Here is a 14,701-nt window from a genome sequence, read left to right on the forward strand (position 1 = left end):
ATTAAGGAATTAATTGTTCTAATGCGGCATCCAGGTATGCGCCCCGCATATTGGTTTTGAATATTTTACCTTCTTTGTCCAACAGAATACAATGGGGTACTCCGGTCACATTATATACTTGTATGGCCGGTCCGTTTTCTCCTTGCGGATCATTTAATTGTATCCAGGGCATCTTTTCTTCTTTCATGGCTTTTTGCCAATCTTTATTCTTTTGATCGATCGAGACACTGATGATCTCGAATCCTTTGTCTTTGTAATTCTGGTAGACGTGTTTCAGATGAGGAATTTCACCCCGGCAGGGGCCGCACCAGGATGCCCAGAATTCGAGCATCACATATTTTCCGGTTGGAAGGCATTCGGATAATTTTACTTTTTTCCCTTCCGGATCGGTGAGTTCGATGTCTTGAAACGGGGCTCCTATAGCGATTTTTTTGGCCATCTCTGCTTTTTCCTTGAATTCGGTCATACGGGGACAATTTCCCCAAACCCCGGAAAGTGTATTTTGCAGATCTTCGATCTGACCGGAGGTTAAGTCGATCTCTCCGAGCAGGAAATAACCGGCTTGATCGAGAGCCACTACAGAAGCCGGATTTTGTTTGATAAATCGGATCGTGGCCTGAATGATCTGCCGATCCAGTTCGGAGATCCGGCGGGCCAGGCGAATGCCCTCCTCGGTATTGAAGATGTTGTCTAATGCCGGACGGTGATATTGCTCGAGGTATTCGCCGTCTGCCTGATTTCTGGCTTTACTCAGTTCTTGGATAGAAGTTTTGAATGACTGATACAGATCTTCTGTCTCCGAACCCTGGATTATCATCTTACCTTTACGTTCCGGATTCCAGTAATAAGTGGGTAAAGTATGGATATCTCCCTGGAAAGTGATATCCGAATTTTCCAAATAGAAATTGCCGGCCAACCAGTTGGCTTCCGAGGATTTTTTCCCTACGGGAGTCGTATCGATGATCCAACGATAAAAGCCGGGTGCCGGAATTTCCCCGGTCAATTCGAAACAATGATCTTTAATGACCGTTGTTGCAATTGTTTGAGGAGGATAGCTATTATCCAACAGTTTGAAAACCATCCCTTCACATGGGCCTTGGATAGAGCCGGTGATGTGAAAAGATTTATTTTGTGCCTGGCAATACTGAATTGCCAGAACAAGGAATAGCACAGTTAACAGATTTTTCATTTTTGGGGATTTTAAGGGTTTTCGATGAGTAAGTTGTTACCTGCTTTGGCCGATTGCGGGATGGGTAGGATCAATTGTTTATCCGACTTTATATTCGGGCGTATGGTGGTGATGTCTAAATCGCCGTGTTTATAATACCTGATCATATCGTACCACTCTTCCTGGTTTTCAAAAAGCAGGTCGATCCATTTGTGCTGGCGGATCATTTCTAAAAGCTGGTTGTCAGGAATAGTACTCACGTCATATACTCCCGGGACATGGGCATCCAAAACGGTTTGCAGACTGGTACGGGCTGCCGCAAGATGATTGCCTCCCTGCCGGGCTTCCGCTTCTGCATGGATATAATATACTTCTCCCAAACGCAGGAAGTAGTAGGTATTGCTCTTGCCGTCATCATTGGTACTGTGAGGATATTTCCCGTTTTTGAAAGAAGTTGTGATGACGTCCGGTGTAAGAAACGGGGCGGCAAAACGGGGATCGTAACCTTCTCCTGTTTCTTTGTTCCCTGGAGTGGGATCCATCGCATCGGCTATTTTTTGAGAATAAGAACTATAAGTTGTCCGGTCTAAAATGAAACTACATTGTTCTTCATAGTTGGAGACATAAGGAGCGAACAGCACTTCAGGAGAATCGAACATATCGCTGAAGATACTCATAAAGTCAACCAGCCCGTATCCGTAGTTGCCGGCTGTTTGAATCACTTCATCGGCCAGTAGGGCTGCATTTACGTAATCTCCTTTACTTAGTAATACTTTTGCTTTCAGGGCTTGTGCGGTTGTTTTTCCGGCCTGCGCATGAGTGGGCGTATAATTACTCATAGGCATGTCCGGAGCATATAATATAGCTGAATCGAGATCCGATTCGATAAATTTATAGCTTTCAGCTACAGTCGAGCGGGCCTTTGCTAACGGTTCCCGGTAAGGTTTGTCGGACAGGACGATACCATATGGAGAATCGGTATCGTAAAATTGCCCGAAATAGCGTAACAACATAAAGTGAGCCATGGCCCGGTTGAAATAGCCTTCGCCTAATATTTCCATACGTCTCGCAGGGTCCAGGTCTTTTACCGTATTGTTTTCCAAAAATTCGATCATAAAGTTGGCCGCGTTGATTACATCATATAAATTATTATAGACATTTCCGATGATACTATTGTCTTCCAGTACATTGTTGTCGGTGAAACCGGTTTCTCCTGCCAATCCACCACTACCCGAGAGTGCTAATGAACCGGCGAGCAGGCCGATATGGCTTCGGAAGTTACAAAGACTCATGGCCCTCCATTGGGTATATACCCCGCGTAACACCTGTTCTGCACTCTGGGCATTCCGTATTGCGGTTTGGTCTTCCAGTTTATAATAAGGTTTTACTTTATCTACGTCTCCCATCAGGTCACATGCCCAAATCAATACAGAGAGAAATAAGGTAGAAATAATATATGTTGTTTTCATAGTATGAGATTTTATCGTTAAAATTCAACTTTAACACCTAAGGTAAATGTTTTACTCAATGGATAGGGATCTTCATTCAGGGTCATCTGTGAAGTAGTGAAACTACTGATCAGTTCCGGATCGATACCCGGCCATTGGGTCACGGTCCAGATATTAGAGCCGCTGACAAATAACATGGCCGATTGTACATTGATTTTCTTCAGGAAATTCTGTGGTAAATTATAAGAGAAAGTAATATTCTTTAAGCGTAAATACGATGTTTCGTAAATGTAACGATCGGAGAAACGAGAGTTTTTGGAAGGATCGGTATAAACCAGACGTGCATAACGAGCATCGGGATTTTCGGGACTCCAGGTTTTCCCATAGAGTTCGGGATAGATGTTATTTCCAATATACCCATACATATCGCTCATCATATTATAAACAGCAGCTTTAGCTCCTTGGGAGAATTGGAAAACGAACGACAAATTGAAATTTTTGTAATTGACCGAATTGAAAAATCCTCCGAAGAATTTAGGCTGAGGAGTAGCAATAACTTCCCGGTCTTTACTGTCGATATAACCGTTCCCATCCAGGTCCTTGTATTTGAAGTCACCCATACCGGTCGACTTTTCCTGGTAATAATTCGCTCCACGAGCTACGGCTGTTTTATTTAGAGTAACTACTTCATCGTCGTTTTGGAATATTTTTTCGACGATATATCCTTTTAAAACGCCGGCAGGCTGACCTTCTATATAGGTATCGACATCGTTACTGGAAAGCTCGGCTCCATTGAGTTTTTCGATTTTGTTCCGGTTCAGGGCTATATTGAATTTCGAGGTCCAGGTCCAGTCGGCTGTACGGATAATATCCCCGCCGATTTCAATCTCAACGCCTTTGTTGGAGAGGTCGATTAAGTTGGACGTATAGGAAGTGGAACCTGATTCGAGCGGATAGGGGGAAGGAGCCAATGCACCTTTGGTGTAACGATAGTATCCGTCGATGCTACCGAACAGGCGGTGGTTGAAGAAAGCGTAATCTAATCCACCGTTGAATTCGGATGTTCTTTCCCATTTGATATCCGGATTAGGTAATAAACCGGGAGTCAGAGTCGATTGTCCTATATAAGGATTGCCTTTTTCATAAAATTGTCTGTAGACGAAATCGTCGATGTTGGTAGAACCGGTTTGTCCCCAACTGAAACGTAATTTCAGATCGTCGACTTTTTCTGTATCGGCCATGAAATTTTCGCTGCTCATCCGCCATCCCAGGGATATAGAAGGGAAATAACCTCTTTGATTACCGGGGCCGAATTTGGAAGAGGCATCGGAACGGAAATTGATTTCTGCCAGATATTTGTCGAGATAATTATAGCTGGCACGGGCATAAATGGAATTGAGGGCACTTTTGGACTTTGCGTCTCCGATGCAGTGTGTTTCTGTTGCAGACCCCGCATTATTCAGGACTTCATCATCCGGGAAGCCCATGTAGTAATGCGAAGTATATTCACTAAAAGAACGGTCCCAACCATAGCCGACCATAAAGCTGAAATAATGGTCTTCTATCTGGAAATTATAGTCGGCCCTGAAGTTGATCGAAGTATTGGCGGCTTTGCTGCGGTCGTCCTGAAGGGTGGACATGCCTCCGCCTCCCCGATCGTCTTGGGCGACCAGCGGGTTGTAATTACTATACTGATCCTGAAACATAGAGATATTGATATCTCCTCTGATTTTCAAACCGTTGAAGATTTTGTATTCCAGATAACTGTTTCCCAGGAATTGATAAGATTCTTTTTTGTTTTTATTTTGCCGGTTTGCGACTGGATTGGCTAAACCTACGGGGAAACCCCAGGTCGGAGTTCCGTCGATGCGGTATAATTCTCCCGTTTCATCGTATACGGGTACATCGGGTCTGACATTCCATTCTCGGGTAATACCCATTTCTTCGCCTGCAGCTCCGCTATGGCGTTTGGTCATTGTATAACCCAGGGCTGCTCCTACTTTGAAGCGTTTCGAGACATCCGAGTCAAAGGACAGACGACTGTTGTAACGTTGCATATCGTCGTTGATAAACAAACCTTCCTGGTCGATTGCATTGAAAGAAAAGGAGTAATTGGATAATTTTCCACCTCCGCGGATAGCCAGATTATACATGTGAGTCAGTGCATTCTTATTATTGGTCTCATCTACCCAATTGGTATTTTCTTCACCGAAAGCCTCGTCTTTTAATCCGTCGAATATCATATTTCCGTAATTATCATAGGAAGTATTGGCCATATAATCGATTGCAGGATAGATTTGGCCGTATATGATATTATCGTCTGTGATTTGTGCTTTGTTGATGGCTCCGAGTGTATTTTTAATGATTAATTCCTGGAGATTTTTAAATTTAGTTGTGTTTAATGGTTTGAATTTTTTAATTTGGTTACCGACACTCAAGGTATATCCCAGACTGATTTTCATTTGTTCGTTGCGGTGACCGTCCTTGGTTTTGATGATGACTACTCCGTTGGCTCCTCTGGAACCATAAATGGCTGTTGCGGCAGCGTCTTTCAATACGTCGATACTTTCGATGTCGTTGGGGGAAAGAGTTGAAAGCGGATTCAGCATATTCAGGCTGCGCTTGACAAAGAAAGGTACACCGTCGACGACATACAAGGGTTCATTATTGTTTTGCGATTTTAACGGGGAAGTGATTCCCCGGATGTTTAAAGTTGCTTTGGCACCTGGTTCTCCTGAGTTTTGATTGACCAATACCCCCTTCACTGCTCCACCTGGCATGTTGTCGAAAGTCGTGGCTCCGTTGGCATATTTTTCCAGGTCTTTCGCTTTGACCGACGATACGGAACTGGTCAGGTTTCTTGCCGACTTGCTTCCGTAACCGATAACTACAACGTCTTGCAATTCAACCTGATCTTCTTCCATGACGACATTATGACGGACATCTTCCGTTGCCGGAAAGTTATAGGTGACTTTTTTCATTCCGATAAAAGAATAGACGATTTCCACCGCATTACCTTTGAGGATGGCAAGCTGATAGTTACCATTGATATCGGAAGAAGTACCAATGTCCGAGTTACCGATGAAGACCGTTACTCCCGGTAAAACATTTCCGTTTTTGTCCTTGATATTACCGGAAAGTTTCACTCTTTCCTGTTTGACTTGAGGAAGATCGCCTACCGGACGAGGGGTGATATAAATAACGTCGCTTTCATAAGCACACTGATAAGGCGTGTTTTTGAAGATATGGTCTAAAATTTCGTCTACTTGCTTCTGTTGGGCGTTAACGTCAAAGCGTTTTAGTCGGGCGACATCCTGTTCGTTATAAACGAACCGCAACCCGGTTTGTTTCCAGATTTCCTGTAATAGCGTATTGACGTCACATTGCTTTAAATTCAAAGTGACGACTTGCTTTTGAGAGTATCCGGAAGCAAAACCTCCCAAGGTGAATACCAGCATAAAAATTGAGAATAACTTCATAATCCTGACAATTTTTAATCTTTTTAAGTCCGAAAGGACAAAGATTCGTTTACATTCCATAAATTTGTATTTTAAGGTAAAACAATCCGACAGCCTACAGTTAGCTTTGTCCGCTGTCTTTTTATCTGATTGCAGCTGGGAATGGTGGTACATTCCCGGCTGTTTATTTTGAATAAACGAACATTTATTTTACCGTCACGGTCCGGCCTTTGATGATGAAACGGGCGGTGGAAATTTTTTCAAAATAGTGGAAAAGTTCCGATACCTCTTTATATCTGGTCATCATACCTGACAGGTGAATATTTTTAGTTTGCTCGTTGAGGTAGAATACGTCCAGATCGTACCATCTGGCTAATTTATTCATGACCGATTCCAAGGACTCGTTTTGGAACATGAAATTTCCGTCTTTCCAGGTGATATAAGGTAAAACATCCACTTCTTCAATCGTTAGTTTCCCGGAGGAGGTATAGGCTGCCTTTTGGGAAGGGTTTAGGTGAGTCTCCTGGTCGTGGTGGCGGATACTGACGCTACCGCTGACCAGAACGGTTTCGATGTTGTCTTTATTTTGAGTACTGATATTGAATTGGGTACCATATACTTTGACTTCAATATCGCCGACTTCGACAATAAAAGGCTGTTTTTCATTTTTAGCAACTTTAAAATAGCCTTCTCCCTGAAGTTTTACTCTTCTTTCCAGGCCTGAGAAAACCGTTGGGTATCGGAGTTCTGTCTCTGCATTCAACCATATTTCGGTCCCGTCTGCCAGTTTGATTTTGAATTCTCCACCTCTGGGGATTTCGAGTCGGTTTATCAGGTTTGCAGTCGAAATGTTGGCTGATTCTGCGTAATTCAAGACTCCTTCATTGGAAATACGGATTAGTGTTCCATCTTTTTCCTTTAACTCCTGCGAAGTGGTGTTTACGGGAATCGCAGTTCCGGAAGAAAGATGCAGAATCGCCTTTGACGAACCCGGATGAATCGGAACTTCGGCTAAAGTCGGAATCAGTGAAGGGGTATGGATCAGGTAAAAGGAAAGTCCGCCTCCGAGCAGAATCAGGGCGATGGCTGCAACTCGGATAAAAAGACGGCGGATATGACGCCGTTTCAGACGGGATGCAAATTCAATATATTGACCTTGAATACGGCCGGATTGGATAGCAGCCTGAAGGTGAATGTGATGCCGACGGAATCTTTCGAAGTACCTTTGATGTTCAGGATCGTGTCCCAACCATTCTTTCAGAAGCTGTTCTTCCTCTACGGCGTTTTCCTGTAAGAGATGCTTTAAAAGTAATTGATCGATGTTGTCTTTATTTAGCATATCGGTTGCATTTGTCCATAGTACGGGAAAATATTAATTTTCATTGAATGGAAAAGACAACTTTTTTTGAAATAGTTGAAAAAATAATTATAATGAATTGGAATTTAATCTTTTGTGTTTTTGGTTTTTTATCTTTTTTTGTCGGATAAAAGCAAAAACAGGATGATATTTTGGGTTATATCGGGATAGGCCTGACGAATTTTTTTGAGGGCGTTGACTAAAAGCGTATTCACCGTAGCGATAGAAATGCCTAGTTTAGCTGCAGTTTCTTTATAATGTAATCCTTGTAAATAGATACATTGCATGATTTGACGGCTTCTTTCGGGAAGCTTATCGATTTCGTTTTTGACCCGGGCCAATACTTCTTCTTCCAGGGTATCGTATTCTTCCCAGGCTTTGTCGGAAGACTTCAGATCGGTAGCATGGCGCAGGGGATCTTTTTTTTCCATCCGGTCGAATGCCAGATTGCGTACAGAAGTGTAAAGAAAAGATTTAAAGGTGGTTGCTTGTAGTGAGGTTTGGGTCCTTTTTTCCCATAAACGGATAAAAAAGTCCTGTACCAGATCTTCCGACTGGGGAATGTTGTTCAGGAAAGAAGCCGCCCATAGTACCAAAGGCTTGTAATATCTGGTAAACAAATATTCCATGCCTTTCTCCTCGCCTTGATTGAGGAGTGAACATATGGTACTGTCCGGTATTTGCATTATCTGTATTTATCGTTTTACCAGCTTCCACTGGCCCCGCCACCGCCGAAACTCCCTCCGCCGAAACCTCCGAAGCTTCCGCTACCTCCGCTGAAAGAACCGAAATTGCTGCCGCCACCGCCGAAACCTCCGAAAAATATGGGAGGGATTCCTCCACTTCCATGGCTACCTGTGGTATACCCTTTTTTTCTTCGGAAAAACAGAGGCAGGAGAAATAGGATCAAGATAGGAATGATGATCACTTCGGCACTGCCATTTCCGTTTTTGCGGGCATATTGTTCGGCTGTAAATTCCCCACCGGCAAGCTGCATGAGTACATCTGTCGCTTTGTTAATTCCCCGGTAATAATTGTTTTGTTGAAATTCAGGTATAATTTCGTTCCGGATGATTCTCGAAGCGATGGCATCCGGAATGACTCCTTCCAATCCATATCCGACGGCAATGGCTACTTGTCCTTTTTCTGTCCTGCTCTTGGGCTTGATCAGAAGTAAGACTCCGTTGTCTTTTCCTTTTTGGCCGACTCCCCATTTTTCAGCTAAACGCTGGGCATAATCGCTGGGGGCGTAGCCTTGTAGGGTGGGTACGGTTACTATTGCGATCTGGGTGGAAGAAGTGTCGTTAAAATTTCTCAACTTTTGCTCCAATGCTTGTTGTTGCTGTGGACTGAACAGCTGAGTGAAATCATTGACTATCCGTTTGGGGCGCATCGGTTCGGGTAGATCCTGAGCCTGTAAAAAGGAAGTAATGCATATAAAGAAAATAAGGACTGATCGTTTCATGTTTAATTTTTAAATGAGATATCGTCCGACAGTTCGTTGACATCGTCTGCCTGATAGGGAAAAAAAGCTTTTAGCTGCTGTCCTGCAGTCAGGACAGCTTCGCAAACTCCCTCGCAAATCTGTCCTGATTTGAATTTTTCTATCATATTGTTTTTTATGTCATCCCAAAAATGGTCCGGCACTTTCGCATTGATCCCTGCATCTCCCAATATCGCCAATTGTTTATCTTCTAATGCGACGTAAATCAGTACACCGTTCCGCAAGGCTGTCTTATGCATTTTCAAGTCGGCAAAGACCTGGGCTGCACGGTCGAGTACATTCTTCCGGCAATGATTTTCGAAATGGATCCGGATTTCGCCGGAAGTATCTTTTTCTGCTTGCCGGATGGCGGCAACCATAGCGGTCTTCTGAGCCGGGGTGAAAAAATCGGATGGTTTCATTGCTCAAAATTCTACTTTAGGAGCATTTTCAGCTCCTGCATTGGCTTCAAAATAGGGTTTGGAGGTGAATCCGAACATTCCGGCTACCAGGTTTCTGGGGAATTGCAGGATGAAAGCATTGTAGCTGCGGGCGACATCGTTGAATTTCCGGCGTTCTACTGCTATCCGGTTTTCCGTTCCTTCGAGCTGGGCTTGCAAATCAAGAAAGTTTTGGTTAGCCTTCAGATCCGGATAATTTTCAGAAATAGCCATCAATCGGGATAAAGCGGAGGATAATTCCCCTTGTATGTTACTTAATTTTTTTAGGGCCGCTTCGTCGAGCTGGTCGATATTCAGCTGCATCTGAGTGGCTTTTGCCCGGGCATTGACTACTTCGGTCAGTGTATTTTCTTCGTGTGAAGCATACCCTTTCACTGTATTGACCAGATTGGGGATCAGATCCAGGCGCCGTTGATATTGGTTTTCCACATTCGACCATTGGGCCGATACGGCTTCGCGCATATTGACCATGCCGTTGTAAGCTCCTTTAAACCAAAAGAAAATACTCAATACAACTACAGCGATAACGATTAAAACAATGTATCCCTTTTTCATATGTTTATAAATTTTGTCAAAAAAATTTGTGTTTTTTTTAAAACAATTATTTCTCACAGATACAAAGTTAATGATTTCTGTGATTCGCCTGTGAAGATAGGACGAGAAATATTTCTATTGTTTTATAAAGAGGAGGATTTTAGATTTAAAACGACGATTACCGGATTAGCATCTTCGGTCAGGTTACGAAGGGCGGGGATAGCTGCAAGTTGTTCCGGTTGGATAAAATGAAAGAAAACCGGGGCCGGTAAAACCATCAAACCTTGATTTTGTACCATCTCCCGGGGAATGTAGGGAATCGTGTGATCGATATCGTTGACGAGGGTATCGCATACCGTGGCGGTCCGATGGGTTAAGTCCAGTTGAATCATGTATTGTTTCTGGCCGATAACGATGAGGTCCAGGACGGTTTTACCTAAGGAAATGAAATTGTGAAAATAAGGGAAGGTGATCGGTTTCGAAAGCGATTTTTTGAATTGTTCCGGGCTTTGATTATGACCGTAATCCAGGGATATTTTACGGGTAATACCGCTTTTACCCAAAAAATAGAGGGTGTCACTACCGGGACAACTGAATATAACCTCCTGGCTGGAGAAATCGGATAAATAATTGCTCGTACCGAAAGAGATAGAATCGAAAGGACTGATCCGAATTTCGTTTTCCAATTTCCCTTGTTTGTCATATAGGGAGACGGTTCGCCCATCCGAAATGATGATACCATTTTCCAGTACGTTAAATTCCATATTGAAGGATCGGTTTTGTATCAATGTTTTCAGGTAGTTTCCGTTCTTGTCGTAAGCCATGACGATGTGGCCTTTACCGTTATCGCCCGATACATAGATCACAGAATCACCGATGGAACTTTTTACTTTGAAGATACTGCTGTATTCGTTTGCTCCCCGTCCCCGGTTGTTATGCTGGGAGAGGTATTGCCCGTGGCGGTTGAAAACATAAAGGGTGTTTTCGGCGATAAGATAATAACGGCCGTTATGATAAGTGACCGATTGTACGTTGGCTATCAAAGCGGTATCTGGAGTTTCCAAAGGAATATAACGGATCCTGTCGAATAGTTCGGATAATTGTAATATCTTGTTATTGCTGAGATCGGTGTGAATATCGGCCGGGCTTTGGGGACGAGGTGAGCAAGACAGATACAGAACGATCATGAATAGGAGATATACGATAGGGGTTTTCATAACGGTATAAAAAAACATGCCGGTCTTTTATGATACGATCAATAAAGTCAGATAGGTGATATACAGGGTTAAAAATAAGGCACCCTCCCAGCGGTTGATCTGTCTTCCCTTGCCGGTGAAAACAAAAATAAACAGCAGGACGGAAACTCCGATATTGACCCATAAATCGGTTACACTATCCGTTGTTACCTTCAGAGGGGATATGCCGGCCGAAGCTCCCAGGATCAGGAAGGTATTGAAGATATTCGAACCCACGACATTTCCGATGGCTATATCTGCGTTTTTCTTGCGGGCAGCGATCAAGGAAGTGGCTAATTCCGGCAGGGAGGTTCCGATAGAGATAATGGTCAATCCGATGATTCGTTCCGAAATACCTGCCATCTGAGCCAGACTGACTGCTCCGTCAACCAATAAGCGTCCTCCTCCGACGAGGCCGGCTAGACCTAACAAAATAAAAAGTACGGATTTCTTCAGGCTGTAGGGTTTTATATTTACTTCTTCGGTTTCCTGACCACCCCGTTTGGCAATAAATAAGGTGTAGGCGATAAAAACGGCAAAAAAGCAAAGTAAACAAAATCCTTCTGCCCGGGTGATGATACCTGCCGGCTCACCGTTCGCCAATATCAGGATAAGAACTGCTGCCAGTACAGCCAGCGGAATTTCAATCCATGTTGTGGATCTTTTGATTCCGATAGGGACGAATAAGGCGGTTACTCCCAGGATTGCCATGATGTTGAATATGTTGCTTCCCAGAACATTACCTAATGCCAGCGCGGAACTTCCTTCGATCGATGAAATGATATTCACTACAAGTTCCGGAGTCGAGGTACCGAAGGCTACTACCGTCAGACCGATAACGATATTCGGTACTTTCAGCCGATGGGCCAGTGCTGCACCACCGTCGACCAGCAAATTGGCTCCATACACTAAAATAATAAACCCTGCTAATAAGTAAATGATATTTAGTAACATAAATCAATAAAAAGTTAATCTTTGGTCCAAATACGCAGATTCAGGTTTAAATCATGAATAATTTGAAATAGATTGACCAAGGTCCCGAATTCCCGTTTCAGTTTATCCGTATTCAACTGGCATTCCCAAATGTTGGTTTCAAAATGATTCGTTTGATCGGGAATGGCGATAATGACAGAAGAATCCCTGAAACTTACCGTTATTTTCCCCGGAAACCTGGAATCGAGTTCGAGTAATCTTTCCATTAAATTAGGAGTGAGGATGTATCGGGCTTCTACCTGATCTGTAGAGAATACGTCGAACTGCTTTTCAAAGTTCGGATTTTCCAGTTTTACTCTCTGTTTGCCCAGGTTGAGTTTGAACCAGGAGTTACGGAAAACAACCGTTTGGCCCTGAAAGTTTTTGTTGAAGTCGGCTATAAAAAAGAAACCTCTGAAAATATCTATCCAGTGTTCCTGCCTGCGGCCTTTGGAATCGGTCGTGACCCGTTTTTCTTCGGCTATAATTTCCGAACAGATAAAACTGGTTTTATCGATTTTTCCGCAAATCAGATCTTCACTGCGATAACGGTCGGGAGAGGTGCTGAATAACCGGCTGTTCATAAAGACCGATTCTGCGATTCCGCTTTCCGGCCGGTAACTTGCTTCCTGGCAAAGATAGGAAATAATGGACGAGATGATATTTTCTTTATAATAAGCACATAATTCTCCCGACTTGGACTGAATACAAGAAAATAGTACGATCAAGCCGAGCATACATGCTATAAGGATACCCGGCCATCCCCCTCCGATAATCAGGCTGACGACAACTCCTGCCACAAGGGTAATACCCCCCGCTATCAGCCCGTTTTTCGTTCCTTTCGCTTTTAATTGCAGTCTCTTGTCTTCTGCTTGTCGGATTCGGGATTGCAATTGTTCATAAATATCCTGAAAGTTTTGTTCCATAACTGTGGATTAAGATCGGAACAATTTTTTTACATCCGGATTCACTTTTTCCTCCTCCGGAATAGCGAATACTTCTTTTTTGGTAAAACTGAACAGGTTGGCAATGATGTTGGATGGAAAGGTCATCACCGAATTGTTGTAATCCGTAACAGCTGCATTATAGGTCCGGCGGGAAGCCGAAAGTTGTTCTTCTGTCTCGTTCAGTGTTTTTTGAAGTTGCATGAAATTTTCCGAAGACCGTAAGGCCGGATAGTTTTCAGCTACCATAAAGAAATTATTTTTAGCAGCAGTGAATGTTTTGTCAAAATCTGCTTTTTCTTCAGCTGTGAGGGAGTCGTAACTCTTCGTCCGTAAATTTGTGATTTTAGTAAATGTCTCTTCTTCGTGTTTCGCGTATTGCTGTACAGTAGCGACTAAATTGGGAATAAGGTCGAATCTTTTTTTCAGCATGACATCGATCGAACCGAAAGCGTTGTCGACATTGTTTCTTTTTCGGGTCAGCGTATTGTAAGATATAATGGCATACAGGAAAATAATACCCAGGATAATCAGTGAAATCATGATCGATGGATTTTAATGGTTATTGATTAAATTATTCTCACAAAATTAATTTTTTTTGATTATTAGCATTAATTTTAGCTGAAAATAATTAGAATCTGATTTATAGTTATGAACCTTTGGGGATTTATTAGTGCGGCAGTGCTGCTGACTTTGATGCCGGGACCGGATATACTTTTTGTGATTACACAGAGTATCACCCGGGGACGAAAGGCCGGGATGGTCTTTGCCGCCGGATTGTGTACCGGCTTGATCGCTCATGTAACGGCTGTCAGTCTGGGTGTTTCGATTTTGCTGATGAGTTCTCCTGTAGCTTTTACGATGTTGAAGTTTGCCGGTGCTGCTTATTTGTTGTATCTTGGAGTAAAAGCTTTTCTGGCCCGTCGGGAGAATCATTTCGAGTTGTCGGGAGACGCTGCTGTCAGTGGAAAACTATACCGGAAAGGGATACTGATGAATATATTGAATCCTAAGGTAATCTTGTTTTTTCTGGCTTTTTTTCCGCAATTTATAGATAAAGGGATAGAAAATCCCATTCCTCAGATGTTATTGTTAGGGCTTGTTTTTATGGTTCAGGCTTTCCTGATTTTTTCAATGGTAGCTGCTGTGGCGGATCGGTTAGCTCGTCGCTTGATGCAAAACCCTAAGGTGGCTTTGGCGGTGAATGTGGCAGAATCTTTGATTTATTGTGTCATCGGAGTCAGCATATTGTTTGTAAGATAAAAGGTTTTATTTTACATCGTGTCCGAAAGGAGTGAGTGCCAGTCCGGCTAATTTGAAATGTTGCATTCCGAATGGGATACCGATAATCGTGATGCAAAACAGGACTCCCCAAAAAATGTGCGATAGGAAAATCCAGATTCCGCCTATAAAAAACCAGATGATGTTCATCAGGGTAGAGAGGCATCCGTGGGGCGATTGTTTATGTACGATCTCGCTTCCGAAGGGCCATAATGCCAATATACCGAGTTTGACTGTCTGGAGCCCGAAGGGAATACCGATGATTGTGATAAATAATCCGATACTGGCGATGAAATATTCGACGGCGACGAAGATTCCTCCGAATAGTAACCAAATGATATTTCCTAAAATTTTCATGTT

Annotated in this window: 14 protein-coding genes; 1 reads left to right on the forward strand and 13 read right to left on the reverse strand. The window is 43.1% G+C overall.

The annotated features are described in order from the left end of the window. Window position 1: 1 nt before the first annotated feature. The 12 genes from ODOSP_RS18985 to ODOSP_RS15405 form a co-directional block, all read right to left on the reverse strand. A complete protein-coding gene (locus ODOSP_RS18985; RefSeq protein WP_013613212.1) occupies window positions 2-1,189 on the reverse strand; it encodes a TlpA disulfide reductase family protein in 1,188 nt (395 codons plus the stop codon). Between the two features lie 11 nt (window positions 1,190-1,200). Continuing rightward, on the reverse strand, window positions 1,201-2,637 hold the full coding sequence (locus ODOSP_RS15355) for a RagB/SusD family nutrient uptake outer membrane protein (protein WP_013613213.1): 1,437 nt from the start codon (window positions 2,635-2,637) through the stop codon (window positions 1,201-1,203). A 17-nt stretch (window positions 2,638-2,654) separates the two neighbouring features. Continuing rightward, window positions 2,655-6,095, reverse strand: coding sequence for a TonB-dependent receptor (locus ODOSP_RS15360; protein WP_157741856.1), 3,441 nt, complete (start codon window positions 6,093-6,095; stop codon window positions 2,655-2,657). Window positions 6,096-6,279: 184 nt separating this feature from the next. Further along, window positions 6,280-7,413, reverse strand: a complete 1,134-nt coding sequence (locus ODOSP_RS15365; RefSeq protein ID WP_013613215.1) for a FecR family protein — start codon at window positions 7,411-7,413, stop codon at window positions 6,280-6,282. A gap of 128 nt (window positions 7,414-7,541) precedes the next feature. After that, complete coding sequence (locus ODOSP_RS15370; protein WP_013613216.1) at window positions 7,542-8,117, reverse strand: RNA polymerase sigma factor; 576 nt, start codon at window positions 8,115-8,117, stop codon at window positions 7,542-7,544. 17 nt (window positions 8,118-8,134) lie between these two features. Beyond that, entirely contained in the window at window positions 8,135-8,896 is a 762-nt protein-coding gene (locus tag ODOSP_RS15375) for a TPM domain-containing protein (RefSeq protein WP_013613217.1), read from the reverse strand. A 2-nt stretch (window positions 8,897-8,898) separates the two neighbouring features. Next, on the reverse strand, window positions 8,899-9,336 hold the full coding sequence (locus tag ODOSP_RS15380) for a TPM domain-containing protein (protein WP_013613218.1): 438 nt from the start codon (window positions 9,334-9,336) through the stop codon (window positions 8,899-8,901). A gap of 3 nt (window positions 9,337-9,339) precedes the next feature. Continuing rightward, a complete protein-coding gene (locus ODOSP_RS15385; protein ID WP_013613219.1) occupies window positions 9,340-9,930 on the reverse strand; it encodes a LemA family protein in 591 nt (196 codons plus the stop codon). Window positions 9,931-10,052: 122 nt separating this feature from the next. After that, the gene (locus tag ODOSP_RS15390) at window positions 10,053-11,126 is read right to left on the reverse strand and encodes a 6-bladed beta-propeller (protein WP_157741857.1); all 1,074 of its coding nucleotides are present in this window, start codon (window positions 11,124-11,126) and stop codon (window positions 10,053-10,055) included. Between the two features lie 27 nt (window positions 11,127-11,153). Then, on the reverse strand, window positions 11,154-12,098 hold the full coding sequence (locus ODOSP_RS15395) for a calcium/sodium antiporter (RefSeq protein ID WP_013613221.1): 945 nt from the start codon (window positions 12,096-12,098) through the stop codon (window positions 11,154-11,156). A 14-nt stretch (window positions 12,099-12,112) separates the two neighbouring features. Further along, window positions 12,113-13,042 carry a DUF3137 domain-containing protein gene (locus ODOSP_RS15400; protein ID WP_013613222.1) on the reverse strand — a complete coding sequence of 310 codons (930 nt, stop codon included), beginning with the start codon at window positions 13,040-13,042 and terminating at the stop codon, window positions 12,113-12,115. Between the two features lie 9 nt (window positions 13,043-13,051). Next, window positions 13,052-13,603: a LemA family protein gene (locus ODOSP_RS15405; protein WP_013613223.1), complete on the reverse strand. Its 552-nt coding sequence runs from the start codon at window positions 13,601-13,603 to the stop codon at window positions 13,052-13,054. Window positions 13,604-13,711: 108 nt separating this feature from the next. Here ODOSP_RS15405 and ODOSP_RS15410 point away from each other — a divergent pair, with 108 nt between their 5' ends. Further along, on the forward strand, window positions 13,712-14,323 hold the full coding sequence (locus ODOSP_RS15410) for a LysE family translocator (protein ID WP_013613224.1): 612 nt from the start codon (window positions 13,712-13,714) through the stop codon (window positions 14,321-14,323). 6 nt (window positions 14,324-14,329) lie between these two features. Here the strand turns inward: ODOSP_RS15410 and ODOSP_RS15415 are convergent, their stop codons facing one another. Next, complete coding sequence (locus ODOSP_RS15415; RefSeq protein ID WP_013613225.1) at window positions 14,330-14,698, reverse strand: YccF domain-containing protein; 369 nt, start codon at window positions 14,696-14,698, stop codon at window positions 14,330-14,332. Window positions 14,699-14,701 lie beyond the last annotated feature (3 nt).

The organism is Odoribacter splanchnicus DSM 20712 (assembly GCF_000190535.1).
GTDB lineage: Bacteria > Bacteroidota > Bacteroidia > Bacteroidales > Marinifilaceae > Odoribacter > Odoribacter splanchnicus.

Excerpts from the sequence above, each read along its gene's own strand:
- ODOSP_RS18985 (WP_013613212.1), bottom strand. The coding sequence starts at position 1,189 with ATGAAAAATCTGTTAACTGTGCTATTCCTTGTTCTGGCAATTCAGTAT.
- ODOSP_RS15355 (WP_013613213.1), bottom strand. The coding sequence starts at position 2,637 with ATGAAAACAACATATATTATTTCTACCTTATTTCTCTCTGTATTGATT.
- ODOSP_RS15360 (WP_157741856.1), bottom strand. The coding sequence starts at position 6,095 with ATGAAGTTATTCTCAATTTTTATGCTGGTATTCACCTTGGGAGGTTTT.
- ODOSP_RS15365 (WP_013613215.1), bottom strand. The coding sequence starts at position 7,413 with ATGCTAAATAAAGACAACATCGATCAATTACTTTTAAAGCATCTCTTA.
- ODOSP_RS15370 (WP_013613216.1), bottom strand. The coding sequence starts at position 8,117 with ATGCAAATACCGGACAGTACCATATGTTCACTCCTCAATCAAGGCGAG.
- ODOSP_RS15375 (WP_013613217.1), bottom strand. The coding sequence starts at position 8,896 with ATGAAACGATCAGTCCTTATTTTCTTTATATGCATTACTTCCTTTTTA.
- ODOSP_RS15380 (WP_013613218.1), bottom strand. The coding sequence starts at position 9,336 with ATGAAACCATCCGATTTTTTCACCCCGGCTCAGAAGACCGCTATGGTT.
- ODOSP_RS15385 (WP_013613219.1), bottom strand. The coding sequence starts at position 9,930 with ATGAAAAAGGGATACATTGTTTTAATCGTTATCGCTGTAGTTGTATTG.
- ODOSP_RS15390 (WP_157741857.1), bottom strand. The coding sequence starts at position 11,126 with ATGAAAACCCCTATCGTATATCTCCTATTCATGATCGTTCTGTATCTG.
- ODOSP_RS15395 (WP_013613221.1), bottom strand. The coding sequence starts at position 12,098 with ATGTTACTAAATATCATTTACTTATTAGCAGGGTTTATTATTTTAGTG.
- ODOSP_RS15400 (WP_013613222.1), bottom strand. The coding sequence starts at position 13,042 with ATGGAACAAAACTTTCAGGATATTTATGAACAATTGCAATCCCGAATC.
- ODOSP_RS15405 (WP_013613223.1), bottom strand. The coding sequence starts at position 13,603 with ATGATTTCACTGATTATCCTGGGTATTATTTTCCTGTATGCCATTATA.
- ODOSP_RS15410 (WP_013613224.1), top strand. The coding sequence starts at position 13,712 with ATGAACCTTTGGGGATTTATTAGTGCGGCAGTGCTGCTGACTTTGATG.
- ODOSP_RS15415 (WP_013613225.1), bottom strand. The coding sequence starts at position 14,698 with ATGAAAATTTTAGGAAATATCATTTGGTTACTATTCGGAGGAATCTTC.